Raw genomic sequence first — 17,509 nt, 5'->3', positions numbered from 1 at the left:
TTTCTGATACCATGAAGAAACTTTCAATCAAACAATTGGCCGAGGACGACAGACCCCGGGAGAAATTGCTTAGGCACGGCTCCAGAAGTTTGTCAGATGCAGAGCTACTTGCTATTATATTGGGATCAGGCAATTCCGAGGTATCTGCTGTAGGGCTATCGCAACAGATTCTTAGTGGCGCAGGTAACAATTGGAATATCTTGTCTCGCTCTTCAGTGCAGGATTTAGTCAAGAATTACCGAGGGGTAGGTCCTGCCAAAGCAATATCTATTATTGCAACTATGGAAATAGCAAGGAGAATGCCGGCAGATAAGTTGCCCGAGAGAGTGCAAATCGATTGTAGCAGTAAGGCGTACAAGTATATCTATCCCCATGTTGCTGATTTACCGCACGAGGAGCTTTGGATATTACTTCTAAACCAATCGGGAAGACTTATAGAAATGAAGCGTGTAGGTCAGGGTGGTGTGAGCGAAACTGTTGCAGATGTCAGGATTATCATGAAATACTGTATAGATTCCTTATGTTCTTCAATCATAATGGCTCACAACCATCCGTCAGGAGAAGTCAATCCCAGCCAAAACGACAGAGATCTTACTCGTAGAGTGAATGAGGCATGCAAGATTATGGGGATTCGTCTTAATGATCACCTCATAATCGGCAATCAAAAGTATCTTAGCTTTGCCGATGAGGGTATTCTTTGAACCCTATGAGGTGCCCTTTCCCCAAATCATATCGGTGATTATTCATGATGATAAGGTTCGTTTTTGAGTATAGTCATTGATCTGTATATTTGCTCTATAATAAATATACGTATCATTTGATGAGAAAATGTCATTTTACTTAATGAAATCTTATCATCGGCTCGGTCGTATACATCATTTGAAAAACCATATGGGCCTCCAATAATGAATACAACTCTTTTAAGCCCTGCCACCATTTTCTTTTCAAGATAATCTGCAAATTCTAAACTGGTAAGGCTTTTTCCCCTTTCGTCAAGTAAAACAACCAGATCTGACGAATCCAGTCTCTTTAATATCTCTTGTCCTTCAAGTTCTTTTTGGCGAGACTGATCTGTTTTGGCATTTTTTTTAATGTCAGGTATTACATCCATATTGAAAGGGATATAATGCTGCAGTCGTTTAGTATAAACAGCCGTCAGATCATCAATCTGACGGCTGTCTGTTTTGCCCACTACCAATAAAGTAATTCGCATGTTATATTTTTACCCTCAAAATTAGAAAGGAAGGTCATCACCTCCCATGTCAGGAGTAAAGCCTGATGAAGGTTGTGGCGTAGTCATTTGTTGCGTATTGAAACCCGGTCCGTTTTGTGATGGTATAGCCTGCTGTTGTCCGCTTTGTGGCATTGATTGCTCTCCCATAGGGTTCATATTATTGAGAGAGTTAAGTCCGCGATCTACTCGCCAAGCTCTTACGTCTGTGTACCATCTGCCGTTGAACTCACGACTTTCTATATCTATCTGTACAGTAACATCCTCACCTACCTGAAGATTGAATTGACCAATTCTGTCGCCCCACAAGTTAAAACATATTTTTTTAGGATACTGAGAGTCCAAAGTCTCCAAAATATACTCTTGCTTGCTCCAATCTTTGCCAGATGCTTTGCCTGTTCCACTTTGAAGTGGTAGTACCTCTACAATCTTGCCTTGTATTTCCATATTCTTTTTAATATTTTGTGTGTTTATCTTATTTATTTACCTATTGGTCTGAAACCAATAATATGCCTTACTTCCTCTATTGTTTTGATCGCACTTTCTCTTGCTTTTTCGGCTCCCTGAGTCGCTACTTTGGCAAGATATTCTTTATTATTGCTGAAGTCGATGATACGCTCTCTTATAGGCGCACAATAGGCATTTATATCCTCCGCCAGTTGTTTTTTCAGATCACCATATCTAATACTACAATTATTGTACTGATCATTAAAAAAGTTGTAAGTTTCTTCAGTAGAAACAATCTCCAGTAGGGTGAAGAGGTTTTCAATAGGCTCAGGTTTTACACTATTGGGTTCAGTGGGACCCGAATCTGTAACGGCTTTCATTACTTTTTTCTTGATTGTCTTTTCATCATCAATCAAATAAATAGCATTGCCTTCACTTTTCCCCATTTTCCCGGAGCCATCCAATCCAGGTATCTTTATGGCTCTATCTCCCAAAGAGAAAGATGCAGGTTCGGGAAAAAACTCCACTCCATAAATAGTATTGAAACGACGAGCAAATTTTCTTGCCATTTCCATATTTTGCTCTTGATCTTTGCCCACAGGTACTTTGATAGCTTTGTGCATCAGTATGTCTGCTGCCATTAAAGTGGGGTAGGTAAGTAGCCCTGCATTGACGTTATCAGGCTGTTTGCGCGCTTTTTCTTTGAATGAGGTAGTTCTTTCCAGTTCCCCTAAATATGCATTCATATTGAGATAAAGATATAGCTCCAATACTTCTTTAACGTCACTCTGTATATAAATGGTTGCTAAATCAGGATCTATTCCACAAGCCAGATATTCAGTCAGAATAGTGTTAGCATTATTTACAATATTTTCAGGCTTGGGATGTGTAGTTAAAGAATGCCAATCCGCAATAAAGAAATAACAATTGTACTCATGTTGCATTTGTATGAATGCTTTTACTGCTCCAAAGTAATTCCCCAAGTGTAAATTTCCTGTGGGTCTTATTCCACTAACTACGGTTTCCATTATCTATTTGTCGATCTTTTATTAATATTCCTTACAAAGTTAATAATTTGCGTGGTTATTTCTTGTAAATGCTTATTTCAAAATTATTGCAGCCTATACAAAGTATAATGAGTAAAAGTGAAGCGTAGTAATCAAAGAACTTTCTACTCATTTGCAAAATAATCTGTTACCTTGGAATTAGTCTCTTTTATCAACTGTATTGTGGTATATGATGGAAGTTTTTCATCACTATTGTTATCTATTGGCATAAGGTTTAAAATAAATGTAGCCTCACCTCTTGACAAAGGGGGGGGGTATGTTGTATCTTTGTCATAGGGCAAATGTTCTTTTTATACTAATTACAGAAACTATATTTACAGCATTAATTATACAGAAATTAACACTAATGACAGGCTTAATGAGGATTCAAAGCATTAACAAGATATTCCAAAAGCATACAGGTGTGGATTTACATATCAATATTCCATGGCTCTGTATACATCAACTCGAAATTACATTTTGTCAAAACAAGGTAATGAGAAATAAATATCAAATTGTCAGAATGTAAAAAGGCACCTGACGTTAACAATAAAAGCCGTAATGGGGATGTATACACCTCTTTACGGCTTTTTTTGTTTTTGAGCTCTATGATACTTTTTTCTTAGTTAGGTGGAGCTATTTTTCCAACTGTCTTATGCTATTTTCCTAACTACGTGTTTGGATTTTCTTAGTTAGAAAAATAGCACCACCTAACTAAGAAAATAATATGACGTAGTTATAAAAATATTCAGAGTTTTTTAGGTTACGTATCGCTTTTGTCTCTCTTCTATCATCGCTCAAAGATGTTTCCAAAATATTTCATTTTCGCTTCAAATAATACCTTTATGATATATATATATCAAAATTAATAACTATTTGTCATTTATCCATATTGCGATTTTGTAAGTAAATCAATACTCCAAAATAGTATAGGGGGCTTATGGAAACAACCGTTCATACTCGCTATATGAGACTGTTGCATAGCAGGCCAATTGCTTCGTTGCTTGCGAGATTCGCGCTTGGTCATTAACCTGAAGTAAACTCCCTGTGCACTCACTCTTAGCACCTTGCACTTTACCTTCTATGCCCGATCAAAGTGTCTTTTGTCGGCTTTGCCTCCAAAATCCATGAGACTGTTGACTTTTGCAACAGTCTCTATATGCGCGATCTATGAACGGTTGTTGATTTGAGTTATCAGTCTTTTGCTAAGAATGGGTATTCAAATTCAGTGGGAGAAACAAATGTTTCTTTAATAGTTCTGGGACTACACCAACGCATTAGATTGAGGGGACCTCCGGCCTTGTCATTGGTTCCGCTGGCTCGAGATCCACCGAAAGGTTGCTGACCTACTACTGCTCCCGTAGGTTTGTCGTTGATATAGAAGTTCCCGGCAGCATTCCTGAGCTTGTCAAGGGCAACTTCAGTTGCAAACCTATCATTGCTAAATATTGATCCTGTGAGTCCGTACTGAGTGCTTTGATCGCATATTTCGAGCGTTTTCTCAAAATCTTGGTCATTGTATACATACACAGTAAGTACCGGTCCAAAGAGTTCCTCGGTCATAGTAGGGTATTTAGGATTTGTAGTCTTGATCACTGTAGGTTCGATAAAGAACCCTACAGATTTATCTCCCTTACCTCCAAATACTACCTCGGCATCTTTATCTTTTTTTGCGGCATCGACGAAAGACATGATGTTGTCGAACGATGGTTCATCTATCACGGCATTGACAAAGTTGTCAAAGTCCATTACGTCTCCCATTTTGATCTTACCAATCATCTCCCCCATGTGCATCTTGATTTCTTCCCACATGCTTTTTGGTAAGTAAGCGCGTGAAGCCGCAGAGCATTTTTGGCCTTGATATTCAAAAGCTCCTCGTACAAGCGCTGTAGCTACTTCCCTTGCATTGGAAGACGGGTGCACCATCACAAAGTTTTTACCACCCGTTTCGCCTACAATACGGGGGTAAGTTTTGTACTTATCAATATTTTGTGCAATATTTTTCCATAAGGAGTTGAATGTCCCGGTAGAACCTGTGAAATGGAAGCCTGCAAAATCAGGACTAGAGGTAACTACCTTGCCAATAACACTGCCTTTACCGGGAAGAAAATTGACAACGCCGTCGGGCAAACCGGCTTCCTTGAATATTTGCATCAGGATATAATTGCTATACAGCGAAGTGGTAGACGGCTTCCACACCGTAGTATTGCCCATCATAGCAGGTGCAAGATTGAGGTTGGAAGCTATACTGGTGAAATTGAAAGGTGTAACGGCAAATACAAATCCTTCGAGGGGGCGGTATTCAACCCTATTAAGGCATCCTTTACTGCTGATAGGTTGGTCAGCATAGATCTGTCCTGCGTAGTACGCCCCGAAGGTTAGGAAATCTATCAACTCACAAGGAGCATCTATCTCTGCCTGCATGGGGTTTTTACTCTGTCCGAGCATCACGGATGCTGCAAGCTCATAGCGATATTTTGTAGAAATCAGCTCTGCAATACGAAGCATAATAGAGCCTCTCTCCGTCCAAGGCAGGTTTGCCCATGACTCTTTGGCTGCCAGAGCTGCATCTATAGCCATCTGCACCTCTTTTTCTCCTGCTTTGTGATATATTCCCAGTACATGCTTATGATTGTGCGGCATGACTACTTTGCCGGTATCACCTGTCTTGACTTCTTTACCGCCAATGACCAGCGGAATCTCTATCTCTGTCATCATCTGCCTTTGCAGAGCTTCTCTCAGTTTTTTTCTTTCTTCTGATCCCGGAGCATAAGCGTACACAGGCTCATTTTGTGGTTTTGCAAATCTAAATAATGAATTGTTCATTTAAATTGAAAATTTGATTGTTATAAAATGTGTTGTTAACAGAAAATTTCAGCGATCATACATCTTGCTGATCCACCTCCATTTTCTTCAATAGTGTATATCTCAGGAGATAGTATTTGATTGTACTTGAGTATCGTACTCATTTGCTTTTCGTTGAGGCTCGATTTTGCTTGTGCACTCATTATAAGGAATTTTTCTCCATCTTCATTTTCAAGTTGCAACATATTGCCGGCAAACTTGTACACTTGTTCCAATGAGATATCAATGATCTCATGTCCCGTCTGCTTGAATGATTCTATAACTTCGGTACGTTCTTTCTCATCTTTGATACATTCAAGACATATTACTGTGTACTTATCTCCCACACACATCATAACGTTTGTATGATAAATAGGATTGCCATTTAGGTCTGAAGCAGAAAAATAGTGAGACGTATAGCCGAGCTCATTACAATATTCGTCCAGCACCTTGCGTGAAGATCGCTCTGAAGCGCAGCAGTAAACAATTTTATTCACCCTGTCTAATACCATACTACCAGTACCTTCGAGGTATTGATTTTCTCTTTCGTAGCCGGATAAATTGATAACTCTTTGTACCCCCTCGAATTGTCCCACAGTAGCTAAGGTAGTGAGCTTGCGCTCCAATTGCCTATTCTGAGCAAACATGGGATAGAGTATGAGCTCTCCCGTGATATGCGTAGAGAATAGATTGTTAGGGAAGATGGAATCAGGTGTCCATGGGGTAGGAGAGTCTTGTATAACCCAAACATCTATCCCATGTCCTCTCAACAGGGATACGAAGTTGTCAAACTCATTTTTAGCTGCTTTAGAAATCTGCATTGCAGAGGTGTCACTGGCTCGCTGGAAATGATTATTGGCGGCCGTTTCAGTGTTAAATCCAAAGTTAGCAGGTCTGATCATCAGCACCCTGCTTGTAGTCTGCTTTCTTTCCACGTGATTATTCGAGTGATTTTAGAGAGTCTCTGATAATATTAACAGCTTCGATAAGCTCTTCTTTTGTGATACACAACGGAGGGGCCAAGCGTATGATATGCTCGTGGGTTGGTTTGGCCAGTAACCCTCTTTCGGCCATTTCTTCGCATACGTTCCAAGCCGTTTTTCCATTAAATGGCTCTATGATTATGGCGTTGAGCAGCCCTTTTCCTCTCACTAGTTTGAGCAATGGGCTTTCTATTTTTGATAGTTCTTCTCTGAAGAATTTCCCTAATTCTTGAGCATTCTCCATCATATGCTCTTCTTTGATTACGGTGAGGGCTGCTATGGCTACTTTACATGCCAATGGAAATCCTCCAAAAGTAGAGCCATGCTCTCCCGGCTTTATAGTAAGCATGATATGGTCATCGGCAAGTACTGCACTTACGGGTAATACTCCACCCGAAATAGCTTTGCCCAGGACTACAATGTCAGGTCTTACATTCTCATGGTCACAACAAAGCATTTTTCCTGTACGTGCAATACCCGTCTGTACCTCATCCGCTATGAAAAGCGCATTATTTTTCTTACAGATATCATATGCTTGTTTGATATATCCTTCATCAGGGACATTGACACCGGCTTCACCTTGAATGGGCTCTGCTATAAAACCTACAATATCTTTGGAATGCTGCTCAAATACTTTGTTCAAGGCATCTATATCATTGTAGGGGATTTGAATGAACCCCGGCGTATAAGGGCCATAGCCTTTGAATGCAGAAGGATCTGAGCTCATAGATACAATACTGATAGTGCGGCCGTGAAAGTTTCCTTCGCATACGATTATAATAGCTTCGTTTTCATTGACTCCTTTTACGTCATAACCCCATCTGCGTGCAAGCTTTAATGCCGTTTCCACCGCTTCGGCACCACTATTCATAGGCAACATTTTGTCATATCCGAAGTATTTGTGCATAAACTCTTCATACTCACCAAGACTATCATTATAGAACGCTCGTGAGGTAAGACAAATTTTATCGGCCTGATCTTTCAATGCCTGAGTAATCTTGGGATGGCAATGTCCTTGGTTTACCGCACTGTAAGCCGAGAGGAAATCAAAATATTTTTTTCCGTCGACATCCCATACAAATGCGCCTTTACCTTTTGATAATACGACTTCAAGCGGATGATAATTATGTGCTCCGTATTTGTTCTCGAGGTCAATGTAGGCTTGCGCCTTTTCTGTTATTTTCATCATTATCGTATTAGAAGTTAATATACTGTGCCGATTATCGACAAATCTCTCAAATTTATGAATTAATCACTGAGTTACAATATCTTTTAGCAAATAAATTATTGTATGGGATGTTATTTTAATACTCTTTTCATAAAAAACGAGTCTATTTAATACATATTACTGGTTTTATGCAGGACTTTTTGTCTTTCATCCTCTATTGGATTTCCTTTGATCGTGACATTTTGTCGTAAACTAAAATATGGCATTTACTTTGTCTTATTATAAGCAGAGCAATAAATTATAATTAAAATTATAAATATGAATAAAAACGGTAAGATTGGGGTTACCAGTGAGAACATTTTCCCCATTATAAAAAAATTCCTTTATAGTGAGCACGATATCTTTTTGCGTGAATTGGTATCTAATGCCGTAGATGCTACAGAAAAGCTTAAAACCTTGAGTTCTATTGGTGAATATAAAGGAGAATTAGGCGATATTGCAGTGCGCATAGGCTTTGATGCTGATGCCAAGACTATTACTATTAGTGATAGAGGTATAGGTATGACAGCTGAAGAAGTAGATAAGTACATCAATCAAATCGCTTTTTCAAGTGCAGAAGAGTTTCTCGAAAAGTATAAAGACGACAAAGCCGCTATCATAGGGCATTTCGGACTCGGTTTTTACTCTTCGTTTATGGTATCAGAGAGGGTAGACATTATCACTAAATCATATAAAGAAGGTGCTCCTGCTGTGAAGTGGTCATGTGACGGATCGCCCGAATATACCATGGAGGAGTGTGACAAAGCTGATAGAGGTACTGACATTGTACTGCATATCGATGAAGAGAATAAAGACTTCTTGAACAAGACCAAAATAGAGGAACTGCTCAATAAATACTGCAAATTCCTTACGGTGCCTATTGTATTCGGTAAGAAGCAGGAATGGAAAGATGGTAAGTATGTAGATACGGACGAGGATAATCAAATCAATGATACTAACCCGGCATGGACCCGCAAACCGGCCGATCTTACGGACGAAGATTATAAGTCATTCTACCGTCAGTTGTATCCTCATGTGATGGACGAACCTCTTTTCTGGATTCACCTCAATGTTGATTATCCATTCAATTTGACAGGAATTCTTTATTTCCCCAAAATCAAGAATCAGCTTGATCTTCAGCGCAATAAGATACAATTGTATTCCAATCAAGTATTCGTTACAGAAGAGGTAGAAGGCATTGTACCCGAATATCTCACCCTATTGCATGGTGTAATTGACTCACCTGATATACCATTGAATGTATCTCGCTCTTACCTCCAGAGTGATGGTCAAGTCAAGAAAATATCTAACCATATTACTAAAAAGGTAGCAGATAAGTTGGAAGAAATTTTCAAAAACGATCGTGCTACATTTGAAGAAAAATGGGATAGCCTCAAGATCTTTATCCAATACGGAATGCTCTCTGATGAGAAGTTCTATGAAAGAGCCGTAAAATTCCTGCTGTTTACAGATATCGATAATAAGAAGTATACCATGGACGAATATCGTACCTTGGTAGAGGGTGTTCAGACGGATAAGGACGGACAGGTAATATATTTGTATGCAACAGACCGTAACGCCCAATACAGCCATATACATCGTGCCGTAGAGAAGGGATATAGTGTGCTCTTGATGGATGGACCTTTGGATGTTCATGCTGTAGGACAATTGGAGCAAAAGTTGGAGAAAACTCGTTTTGTGCGTGTGGATAGCGATTCTATCAATAAGATTATCGTAAAAGATGATCATGCAGATGTAAAATTGACTCCGCAAGAAAAAGAAACTCTGACCCAAATATTCAATGGACGTCTGCCCAAAAAGGAGAAACAAAACTTCCATGTAGAGTTTGAATCTTTGGGAGAAAATGCCGATGCTATCTTGATCACTCAAAGCGAGTTTATGCGCCGTATGCAAGAGATGGCTAAGATGCAACCGGGAATGAGTTTCTACGGAGAAATGCCTGATAGCTACAACGTGATTTTGAATGCTGATCACGGACTTATTAAGAGAGTGATAGAGCAGGAAAAGGACTTGGAACACAACCTCAAAGACCTTAGATCTTCTTTGGGCGAGAAAACTGCTGAAATTGAAACCCTCAAGAAGAATCAAGAAGGAAAGAAAGATGAAGAGATACCTGTAGCTGATAAAGAAGCTCTTGAGAAGGTTACACGTGAACAAGCCGAAGTTCAGGGTAAAATCAATACTCAATTGAATGAATTTGGTTCAAACAATGATTTAGTGGGACAGTTGGTAGACTTAGCATTGCTTGGTAGTGGACTTCTCACAGGAGAGCAATTGGCTAGATTCATTCATCGAAGCCAGAAACTATTATAATCAATAGTAAAATAGTCACAAAAACCGTCTGCAATGCACTATTGCAGATGGTTTGGCTTGCGATAGGAGAGATTGAAAAGAAATGGATAATGCCTATTAGGAATTGGGGTATAATAATGAATCAATTTTTAGTTATATTTGAAAACAGAATCGAGCTTTAACTCTCGACTAAAGCTCGAACTCGAATATAGTTTACACAAAATTATGGACAGTGCCGACACAGTCCCTAAAATTTGGGTTCTCACATCTTCATTTTACAAATTATTATACCAATCTCTTTTTATTGCAACGGTTTCTGTTAATCTGGTTTCTACTCCCAAACTCAATTCTTTTAGTTTTTCGCAAAGAATTTCACCATCAATTAAATCTATAGGAGATGCTCCATCTCGTGTTGCTTCTTTTGTTGCTTCTTTTGTGAAACTCCCAGTAGTAATGAAAACACCTTTATCAGCGCGTCCTTCCATAGCTCCTCTAAAGTCCCGAATTTGGCTTGGGTTGATTGTCCCTTTATAACGCTTGCACTGAAAAATAACACGAAAACTTAAAAGACCACTTACACGAACAATTCCTTTACCGTCAATACCCCCATCACCGGCTTTCCCTGTTACTTCTACTTGGAAAAATCCACACTCTCTTAGAAGTCTTTGTGCAAGTCGCTCAAATGCTGCTGGTGAAATATTGTAGAGAACATTTAGAAGTTGGCTTTTCCATTCTTCTGTGTTTTCAACCTCATCAGACACCTCATCAAAGTTATTTTGTTTGGATTTTTCTTTTTTGCTGTTTAATTGTTGTAATCTAACCGTTCTGACAATCTCTGAATAATCAAGATTATCAATGTCAAAATCTGATTTTAAAAGAGCCCAGACTCCTTTACTGGAATTCTCTAAAAGTCCGAATTTTTTTAAATAAGTTCGGCTCCATGCAAGCCTATAATCGACTTCATATATTGTTCCTTTTTCGCCATGAGGGACTTGAATTATTTCTTCCGGAAAATTTTCAATTTCATAAACTTTTGAGTTTATCTCTTCTATTGTCCCGGACCCTCCCAGTTCAATTAGTGCTTTCAAAGTTGGAACTATAAGCTCGTCAAATTTTGGTAAGATGAGGCCTTTTTTTGTTTTTGCCATTCAATTGTCTATTTTATGCCATTGGGGTTGATATGGTAATTTATTTACATCATTTTATTTTTGAAGATTTACCAATTCAACAGCTTTTGTTGGATTAGTATAAGCATAGAGATGGTTATTTCAACCTTCAAATATACATTTATTGTTTAAATATTTGTGCGATCTTTTCTTGTTTTTCTTATCAGAAGTTTGAGTTATTAACTTAGTAGAAGAGACTTTTGGACAATCAGCGATCTGCGAGATTTTATTTTATGGGTGGATATAATATGTGGATATAAAAAACCTCGAAAACTTTTGTTTTCGAGGTTTCTTTATTTTTATTGCTGGAACAATTTTATCCAAGGAATCCGAGTAGGATACCTGCAGCCACAGCAGATCCTATTACACCGGCAACGTTGGGTCCCATGGCATGCATAAGCAAGTAGTTTGTAGGGTCATACTTGAGTCCTACTACTTGAGATATACGTGCTGAGTCGGGAACCGCTGATACTCCGGCATTACCGATAAGTGGATTGATCTTGTTTTCTTTAGAGAGGAACAGGTTGAAGAATTTTACGAAAAGCACACCACCTATTGTAGCTACAATAAATGAAAATGCACCTAATGCAAAGATCATAATAGAAGAGGTAGTAAGAAACTGTGTAGCTTGAGTAGAAGCACCTACAGTAACACCAAGGAGTATGGTGATAACGTCAATAAGTGGACCTCTTGCTGTTTCTGCTAATCTTCTTGTAACACCACTTTCCTTAAGGATATTACCAAAGAACAACATACCCAATAGCGGCAGACCCGAAGGTACAAGGAATGTTGTGAGTAACAAACCGGCTACAGGGAATATTATCTTTTCAGTATTGGATACATGACGTGGTGTTTTCATCCTGATAAGACGCTCTTTTTTTGTCGTCAGCAATTTCATGAATGGCGGTTGTATAATAGGAACCAAAGCCATATATGAATAAGCCGATACTGCAATAGCTCCCATTAGGTTAGGTGCTAATTTGGATGAAAGGAATATTGCAGTGGGGCCGTCAGCTCCTCCGATGATACCTATTGCTGCAGCCTGATTGGGTTCAAATCCCATCTGGAGAGCAATCATGTATGCCGCAAAAATACCTATCTGAGCAGCAGCGCCAATGAGCATCAATTTCGGATTAGAAATAAGTGCCGAAAAGTCAGTCATAGCACCGATACCAAGGAATATTAGCGGAGGATACCAACCCTTTGAGACCCCTTGGTAGAGAATGTTTAGTACAGATCCCTCTTCGTATATACCCACTTGTAAGCCGGCATCTTTGAAGGGAATATTACCTATAAGCATACCAAAGCCTATAGGGATCAAAAGTAAGGGTTCAAATTCATATTTAACGGCTAAGAAAATGAATAGAATCCCTACGAGAATCATGACGAAATGCCCCGGAGTGGCATTGGCAAATCCGGTATAGGAGAGAAATATCTCCAAATTCTCTAATAGGAAATTTCCGCCCATATTTTATCCTATTATTACAATATCAGAACCTTCTAGAATAGAATCACCTTTTGAAACGCGTACATCGATGATTTTACCATCTCTATCTGCATTGATGTTGTTTTCCATCTTCATGGCTTCGAGGATAGCGATTGTTTGTCCTACTTTCACTTCGTCGCCAACTTTTACCTTAATATCAAGAATGATACCTGGCAGAGGAGATTTTACACCTGATCCATTGCTGTTTGACGCATGTGCATGTGCAGGCTCTGATTTAGTAGGAGCAGCACTCGCTGTGGGGCGTGGTGCAGGCTTTACTATAGGCTTAGCTTTCTTTTCTGTAAGGATATCTACTTTGTATGATTTGCCGTTAACTTCTACCTCAGCGGCATTTTCATCAATACTGTTAATGGCCACTTTATATTCGGTACCATTAATTTTATATTTGTATTCTTTCATTTTTCTAATATTAAAGTAAATGACTTAATAACGGTTGGGGAGCTCACGCATTGTTTGTGTCTTGGTATTCCAAGAGGTACAGATATGGCGTCTTTTGAATGTCAATTTCAATGATTCTAAATCATGAGCCATATTGTAGCCTTCTTCATGCATTGCCATTGCAATGGCTATGAATACTTCGTCTTGCATAGTCTCTGAATTCATCTGCTTTGTTTTTTAATAATTTGTTGGCGCATTGTCAACGCTTTATTGTTCCAAGCTGAAGAGGCTGTCCTGTGTGATCTGTTGAAAGTCAGAGTATAACTTTCCTGATCATGGGTATCGCCCATTTCTTCGTACAAAGCCAGTGCTATAGCAGCATAAACATCGTCAGGGACAGATTCAGAACTCACGGTTACCTGTGTATTTGTGCCATCGCTCCAGGCTTCTTCCTTGCTTTTCCTTTTTTGGGATGCTGAGATAGAAGCTTTCCCGATGTATTTAAATACCAGTGCGAGAATAATGAGTCCTAGGAATACTACAAGTATTGCCGTAAGAGCCATGATTCCACCGCTGCGATCTTCTCTTTTCAAACGATCAATTTTTTCATTGGAGTCAAGCGTAACATTATTGGTGCTTGGCGTAACTTTCGTCATATTTGCCCAAGCCGACTTATTACCTATACCGCCTGCTCCGTCAAGTATTCTGCCGTAGCTTATATCTGGAGGAATTTGAGCCGGTACTGTGATGCTATCGATGATCGTTTTACCATCGGCATCTATCAAAGCGATAAAATTAGGCTTGTTGGGGTCAAGGGTAAAATTGAGGTGAAAAGTACCTTTGATAGCATCATTATCAGCCCAAAACAAAATGTGTTGATAAGGCTTTATTAACGTAAGAACGTCACCTTTAGGCACCATGTACTTTTTCAGATTAGAAATGTCATCGGTAAGATAACACCCCTTCATATCAACTGATGCCGCACTGCTATTGTAAATCTCTATCCATGGATGCCTATTTCCATAGTCGTCAATGAAGTTTGTCTCATTCGAGACAAGAACTTCATTGAGACGTAAGGAAGTAGCCTTCTGCCCCCAAAGTGGTGCAGACAATGACCCAATAGCGAGGGACAGCATCAGGGCACTTAGTTTCCTTCCGGTAATCTTCATCTTATATAATCTTTATTTAATACTGATTATAATGGAAGGTTATCATGCTTCTTAGCAGGGTTGATCTGCTTTTTAGTGCGAAGCTGCTCGAGTGCGCGAATGATACGGAAGCGAGTGTTTCGAGGCTCGATAACATCATCCATGTAACCATAAGAAGCTGCATTGTACGGATTAGCAAATGCTTTTCTGTATTCTTCTTCTTTATCAAATGCTGCTTGTGCAGGATTTTCCGATGCGGCTACTTCTTTGGCAAAAATAACTTCCACAGCACCACTCGGACCCATTACTGCAATTTCAGCTGATGGCCATGCATAGTTTATATCAGAGCGTAAGTGTTTTGAACTCATTACAATGTAAGCTCCACCGTAAGCCTTACGTAAGGTAACGGTGATTTTGGGCACTGTGGCTTCTCCATAAGCATATAAAAGTTTTGCTCCATGTACGATAACGCCATTGTACTCTTGTCCTGTACCCGGTAAGAAGCCCGGCACGTCTACCAAAGTCACCAATGGGATGTTGAATGCATCACAAAAACGAACAAAACGTGCAGCTTTGCGCGAAGCATTGCTATCCAAGCATCCTGCCATTTGCATAGGCTGATTGGCTACGATACCAACACTCTGACCATTAAAACGTGCAAAACCAATGATAATGTTTTTGGCATAGTCTGCATGTACCTCAAGGAATTCGCCATCGTCCACAATGGTACCGATCACTTCATACATGTTGTAGCCTTTGTTTGGCTCATCCGGGATGATTTCATTCAGGCTGTCATCGATACGATCGATAGGATCTGTACATTCCACACATGGAGCATCCTCCATATTGTTTTGAGGAATAAAGCTGAGAAGATGGCGAATAAGGCGTATACCTTCTTCTTCGTTCTCTACGGCAAAATGAGCAACACCGCTCTTAGAGGCATGGACGCTGGCACCACCCAATTGCTCTTGGGTTACGTCTTCTCCTGTAACGGTTTTTACCACTTTGGGCCCAGTGAGGAACATGTAGCTTGTGCCCTTGGCCATGATATTGAAGTCTGTGAGAGCAGGAGAATATACTGCACCTCCGGCACAAGGACCGAATATGGCAGAAATCTGAGGTACTACACCTGAAGCAAGGATGTTGTTTTGGAAGATGTTGCCATATCCGCAAAGGGCATTTACACCTTCTTGGATACGAGCTCCACCGGAATCATTCAGACCTATAACCGGTGCGCCCATCTTCATGGCAAGCTCCATCACTTTACAGATTTTAGAAGCCATCATTTCTGATAAAGCCCCGCCAAATACAGTAAAGTCCTGAGCGAATACATAAACAAGACGACCGTCTATAGTACCTGAACCGGTAACAACGCCGTCGCCTAAAAATTTGGTTTTGTCAATGCCGAAGTTTGTAGATCTGTGGAGTACAAATGTGTCGATCTCTTCAAAGCTTCCTTCATCGAGCAACATTTCAATACGCTCACGTGCTGTAAACTTGCCTTTTGCGTGTTGGTTTTCTATTCTTTTTTCACCACCACCCAGTCGGGCAGTCTCGCGGAGTTGAATCAACTCCTTGATTTTTTCAAATTGAACACTCATAAAATATTTATTGATGTGAAATTGATTAATCTTTTTTACAATCGCATAGTTCTGTGAGTACACCCAATGTACTTTTTGGATGGAGGAAAGCGATGTTTAGTCCTTCGGCTCCTTTACGTGGAGCTGTGTCTATCAAGCGTACACCCTTTGATTCTGCATCTTTCAGAGCTTCTGCACAGTCTGGTACAGCAAAAGCTATGTGATGGATACCTTCGCCTCTTTTCTCAATAAACTTTGCGATGGTGCTTTCTTCGGATGTGGGTTCCAGCAATTCGATCTTTGTTTGTCCTACTTTGAAAAATGCTGTCTTTACCTTCTGGTCTGCTACTTCTTCGATGTTGTAACATTTAAGGCCAAGAATCTCCTCGTAATAAGGAAGAGAGTCTTCAATACTCTTTACTGCAATACCAAGATGCTCAATGTGTGAGAGATTCATAGATATTTAATATTTATGTGATTAAAAAAATTATTAAAAGCAGTACATTGCTTTATAATTAATTACAAAAATAAGAAATAAAGCAAAGGAGCAGTGCATTTATTAAGGAAAAATCTGCCTAATAGATATTTTTATATCTCATAAACAAAAAATAAGAGAGAGAAGTGCCTTGTATATATAAAATAAGGCCTGAATTGATAATACTGTCTCAAAATTCAATTGTTTTTTGTTAAATATAAAAATACTATTCTTTCTAAAAAGATTAAGAAACTGTTTAGATTTAAATCAAAAAAGAATAACTATATTAGTAAAATCTTTCTGTGAGAATCATACTAAAACAAACTATTATGTCGCTATCTTATTCAACACTCAGATCCAATTTTGCCCGAGTGAAAAGTAAAAATGTCTCGTAGGTAGGAGAAATAATCGGCGGAAAAGTACAGGAAAACATAAAAGCCGGAGTCTTTAAGAATGCATGTGCCATAAGAATGTCTTATGCTTTTAACTATTCAGATTGCTTATTAACAAGGGGGGCGTCTGTTTCTAACTTCTAATTTCTATCTATGTGGTTAATTCTCAAAATAAATTTATCGACGCTTAACTAAACGACATTGAATCATATGTATAAAAAAAGGATAGTTACAACCGTCATCACATTAAAATTCATTGCGTTATATGCTTTGATTTCCGTTTTTAACAGTTGCGGCAGTGGCAACGGAAAAAAGTTGTTCCAAATTGAGCACAACAATTTATATGGCTATATAAATGAAAAATCCGATACGGTTGTCCAATGCAACTATCTGTTTTCCTATACCGATACCATCAAAACAATCGGGTTTGTGATGAACCAAAATAACCGGATCATTTGCCTGAATAACAAAGGCGAAGAAGTTTTTGAAACGTTCAACTACGACAATGGTCCCGATTATCCACGGGAAGGCTGTTTCCGGATCATCGGAAAAAACGGGCTAATGGGTTTTGCTGATACACTGGGAAATGTTGTTGTTGAGCCTGTATATAAATTTGCCTATCCGTTTGAAGGAGGCAAGGCTAAAGTTACCTTTACCGGCCAATTAAAGTCGGATTCCGCCTCCAATGGCGAATACCATTATTGGGAAAGCGCCATCAACAATCCGCTACGCAAAAAATAAACGAAAAAATACCTGAAACGGCTGAACGGACATTAAGAAACTGTTTTGATT

At 39.3% G+C, this 17,509-nt stretch carries 17 protein-coding genes and 1 pseudogene; 4 read left to right on the top strand and 14 right to left on the bottom strand.

Annotated elements, in window-relative coordinates:
* Positions 1-11: 11 nt before the first annotated feature.
* On the top strand, positions 12-701 hold the full coding sequence (radC, locus tag VYJ22_RS07520; RefSeq protein ID WP_329903308.1) for a RadC family protein: 690 nt from the start codon (positions 12-14) through the stop codon (positions 699-701).
* 38 nt (positions 702-739) lie between these two features.
* On the opposite strand, the gene rlmH is transcribed toward radC, so the two are convergent.
* From rlmH to rocD, 7 genes are all read right to left on the bottom strand, one after another.
* Positions 740-1,213, bottom strand: coding sequence for a 23S rRNA (pseudouridine(1915)-N(3))-methyltransferase RlmH (rlmH, locus tag VYJ22_RS07515; protein ID WP_329903307.1), 474 nt, complete (start codon positions 1,211-1,213; stop codon positions 740-742).
* A gap of 21 nt (positions 1,214-1,234) precedes the next feature.
* Positions 1,235-1,678: a DUF3127 domain-containing protein gene (locus tag VYJ22_RS07510; protein ID WP_329903306.1), complete on the bottom strand. Its 444-nt coding sequence runs from the start codon at positions 1,676-1,678 to the stop codon at positions 1,235-1,237.
* 32 nt (positions 1,679-1,710) lie between these two features.
* The gene (gene trpS, locus VYJ22_RS07505) at positions 1,711-2,706 is read right to left on the bottom strand and encodes a tryptophan--tRNA ligase (RefSeq protein ID WP_329903305.1); all 996 of its coding nucleotides are present in this window, start codon (positions 2,704-2,706) and stop codon (positions 1,711-1,713) included.
* A 901-nt stretch (positions 2,707-3,607) separates the two neighbouring features.
* The gene (locus VYJ22_RS07500) at positions 3,608-3,751 is read right to left on the bottom strand and encodes a hypothetical protein (RefSeq protein ID WP_329903304.1); all 144 of its coding nucleotides are present in this window, start codon (positions 3,749-3,751) and stop codon (positions 3,608-3,610) included.
* Between the two features lie 167 nt (positions 3,752-3,918).
* A complete protein-coding gene (gene pruA / locus VYJ22_RS07495) occupies positions 3,919-5,550 on the bottom strand; it encodes an L-glutamate gamma-semialdehyde dehydrogenase (RefSeq protein WP_329903303.1) in 1,632 nt (543 codons plus the stop codon).
* Between the two features lie 35 nt (positions 5,551-5,585).
* Complete coding sequence (ctlX, locus tag VYJ22_RS07490) at positions 5,586-6,503, bottom strand: citrulline utilization hydrolase CtlX (RefSeq protein WP_329903302.1); 918 nt, start codon at positions 6,501-6,503, stop codon at positions 5,586-5,588.
* A gap of 4 nt (positions 6,504-6,507) precedes the next feature.
* A complete protein-coding gene (gene rocD, locus VYJ22_RS07485; RefSeq protein WP_329905591.1) occupies positions 6,508-7,737 on the bottom strand; it encodes an ornithine--oxo-acid transaminase in 1,230 nt (409 codons plus the stop codon).
* A gap of 300 nt (positions 7,738-8,037) precedes the next feature.
* Here rocD and htpG point away from each other — a divergent pair, with 300 nt between their 5' ends.
* Complete coding sequence (gene htpG / locus VYJ22_RS07480) at positions 8,038-10,092, top strand: molecular chaperone HtpG (protein ID WP_329903301.1); 2,055 nt, start codon at positions 8,038-8,040, stop codon at positions 10,090-10,092.
* 32 nt (positions 10,093-10,124) lie between these two features.
* Positions 10,125-10,253 (top strand): annotated as a pseudogene (locus VYJ22_RS11660) (IS256 family transposase); the annotation flags it as partial.
* 93 nt (positions 10,254-10,346) lie between these two features.
* On the opposite strand, the gene VYJ22_RS07475 reads toward VYJ22_RS11660, so the two are convergent.
* The 7 genes from VYJ22_RS07475 to mce all read right to left on the bottom strand — a co-directional run bounded on the left by VYJ22_RS07475 (position 10,347) and on the right by mce (position 16,307).
* Positions 10,347-11,219, bottom strand: a complete 873-nt coding sequence (locus VYJ22_RS07475; RefSeq protein WP_329903299.1) for a restriction endonuclease — start codon at positions 11,217-11,219, stop codon at positions 10,347-10,349.
* 334 nt (positions 11,220-11,553) lie between these two features.
* The gene (locus tag VYJ22_RS07470) at positions 11,554-12,705 is read right to left on the bottom strand and encodes a sodium ion-translocating decarboxylase subunit beta (RefSeq protein ID WP_329903298.1); all 1,152 of its coding nucleotides are present in this window, start codon (positions 12,703-12,705) and stop codon (positions 11,554-11,556) included.
* 3 nt (positions 12,706-12,708) lie between these two features.
* A complete protein-coding gene (locus VYJ22_RS07465) occupies positions 12,709-13,143 on the bottom strand; it encodes a biotin/lipoyl-containing protein (protein WP_329903297.1) in 435 nt (144 codons plus the stop codon).
* A gap of 24 nt (positions 13,144-13,167) precedes the next feature.
* The gene (locus VYJ22_RS07460) at positions 13,168-13,347 is read right to left on the bottom strand and encodes a hypothetical protein (RefSeq protein ID WP_329903296.1); all 180 of its coding nucleotides are present in this window, start codon (positions 13,345-13,347) and stop codon (positions 13,168-13,170) included.
* Entirely contained in the window at positions 13,344-14,291 is a 948-nt protein-coding gene (locus VYJ22_RS07455) for an OadG family transporter subunit (protein ID WP_329903295.1), read from the bottom strand. Before VYJ22_RS07455 ends, VYJ22_RS07460 begins: the two co-directional genes overlap by 4 nt.
* Positions 14,292-14,317: 26 nt before the next feature.
* Positions 14,318-15,871, bottom strand: a complete 1,554-nt coding sequence (locus VYJ22_RS07450; RefSeq protein ID WP_329903294.1) for an acyl-CoA carboxylase subunit beta — start codon at positions 15,869-15,871, stop codon at positions 14,318-14,320.
* Positions 15,872-15,896: 25 nt separating this feature from the next.
* On the bottom strand, positions 15,897-16,307 hold the full coding sequence (gene mce / locus VYJ22_RS07445; RefSeq protein ID WP_329903292.1) for a methylmalonyl-CoA epimerase: 411 nt from the start codon (positions 16,305-16,307) through the stop codon (positions 15,897-15,899).
* Positions 16,308-16,927: 620 nt separating this feature from the next.
* Here mce and VYJ22_RS07440 point away from each other — a divergent pair.
* On the top strand, positions 16,928-17,458 hold the full coding sequence (locus tag VYJ22_RS07440) for a WG repeat-containing protein (RefSeq protein ID WP_329903291.1): 531 nt from the start codon (positions 16,928-16,930) through the stop codon (positions 17,456-17,458).
* Positions 17,459-17,509 lie beyond the last annotated feature (51 nt).

Origin of the sequence: Porphyromonas pogonae (genome assembly GCF_036320655.1) — a bacterium.
Lineage (GTDB): Bacteria > Bacteroidota > Bacteroidia > Bacteroidales > Porphyromonadaceae > Porphyromonas > Porphyromonas pogonae.
Note: the sequence above shows the minus strand (reverse complement) of the source record. Positions and strands in the feature narration are given on the sequence as shown.